The following is a 1,285-nucleotide window of genomic DNA, read 5'->3' as shown; positions in this document are numbered from 1 at the left end:
CCCCCTGGAAAGAACCATTTCGGCGCTTTTCCCCTCTTTTTTCCCGCTCGTTTACTTGCTTGCCTGTAATCGAAATTGAACCGGTGTTGTTTTTAGTTTTAATTGCAGTCGTAATTCGTTATAATATTGCATATAGTTGGTGACGGCTTCGAGGACCTCCTGTTTCGTTTGAGCTGTTGTAAACCCAGGTAACTCGGTTTTCAACTTTCCGAAGAAACTTTCTATACACGCATTGTCCCAGCAGTTGCCTCTGCGGGACATCGACTGCGTGAGGTTGTACGCTCGAAGTCGTTTCATGTAAAGAGGACTAGTAAATTGTGTACCCTGATCACTATGAAGAAGGGCATATTTTTCTGGTCCTTTTTCTTTTAATTGATCCACTGTATCTAACACCAATTGTAAGTCTTGTCGTTCACTTATTTGGTAGGCCACAATTTCATTGTTATATAAATCTTTGATGGCACATAAATAGAGGAACTTTGCTTTCGATTGCTTGATGGGTAAATAGGTGATATCGATACTGTATTTAATCCCTGGACGTTTGGCCTCGAAATTTCGGTTCAAGAGATTGCCAATTTCAACATGCGGCTGCCCACTTGGTCGCGGCACTCGCTTTTTTGTCAAAAGTGGCAGGTGATACTGTGCACGCATACGGCGAATTTTTTTGATATTAATCGGGGCTGGCAGGAGGGCGTCCAATACGAACTTCAACCGTTTATTCCCTAAATTCCCTCCATGAAGCGCATACTGTTCCTGCATGATGGCTAACAAGCCCTGATCTTTTTCCTTCTGTGAAATACGGTGATGGCGCTCTTTTTTCCATTTATAATAACCGGACCTCGACACGTCTTCTACTGTTTGAAAAAGGGTGGTCACGGGATAGGTAGTGGTTTGTTTTTCAATCCACTGAAAGATTGCTTGTTTCTTCTTCACCCCCTTTTCAAGTCCAACAACTTTTTTAAATACAGATTTTCCAGCTTTAAGCGTTCGTTTTCCGCTTCGATGCTTTCTTGTTTTTCCTTATTTTTATGCGGGCGACCTTGGTTAGGTAAGAGTACCTCCAGCGTATTCGCTTCTCGCACCGCTTTCACCCACTCTGTCACACGACGACGGTTCGCAATCGGGAAAGTCTCCATAATTTCCGCTGTACTTGTGCCGGCCAAATACATTTCCACCACTTGGCATTTGAGTTCATAGGTGTATTTCATCTGCTCTCACTCCTTTTTCTACTTCTTTAGTTTAAAGTGAGCGGTTTTGACTTGTCTACTTTAATGGGAGTATATCA

At 42.8% G+C, this 1,285-nt stretch carries 2 protein-coding genes; both read right to left on the bottom strand.

The window, feature by feature from the left end; translation table 11 throughout:
• Positions 1-51 precede the first annotated feature (51 nt).
• On the bottom strand, positions 52-933 hold the full coding sequence (locus C9J34_RS18055) for an IS3 family transposase (RefSeq protein ID WP_107841572.1): 882 nt from the start codon (positions 931-933) through the stop codon (positions 52-54).
• Entirely contained in the window at positions 930-1,169 is a 240-nt protein-coding gene (locus tag C9J34_RS18050; RefSeq protein WP_153062651.1) for a hypothetical protein, read from the bottom strand. Before C9J34_RS18050 ends, C9J34_RS18055 begins: the two co-directional genes overlap by 4 nt.
• Positions 1,170-1,285 lie beyond the last annotated feature (116 nt).

Source organism: Metasolibacillus meyeri (assembly GCF_003049505.1).
Taxonomy (GTDB): domain Bacteria; phylum Bacillota; class Bacilli; order Bacillales_A; family Planococcaceae; genus Metasolibacillus; species Metasolibacillus meyeri.
This window is presented reverse-complemented; position numbering and strand designations above follow the sequence as displayed.

What these genes read in the sequence shown, in the direction of transcription:
- C9J34_RS18050 (WP_153062651.1), bottom strand. Translation starts at nt 1,169, where the DNA reads ATGTATTTGGCCGGCACAAGTACAGCGGAAATTATGGAGACTTTCCCG.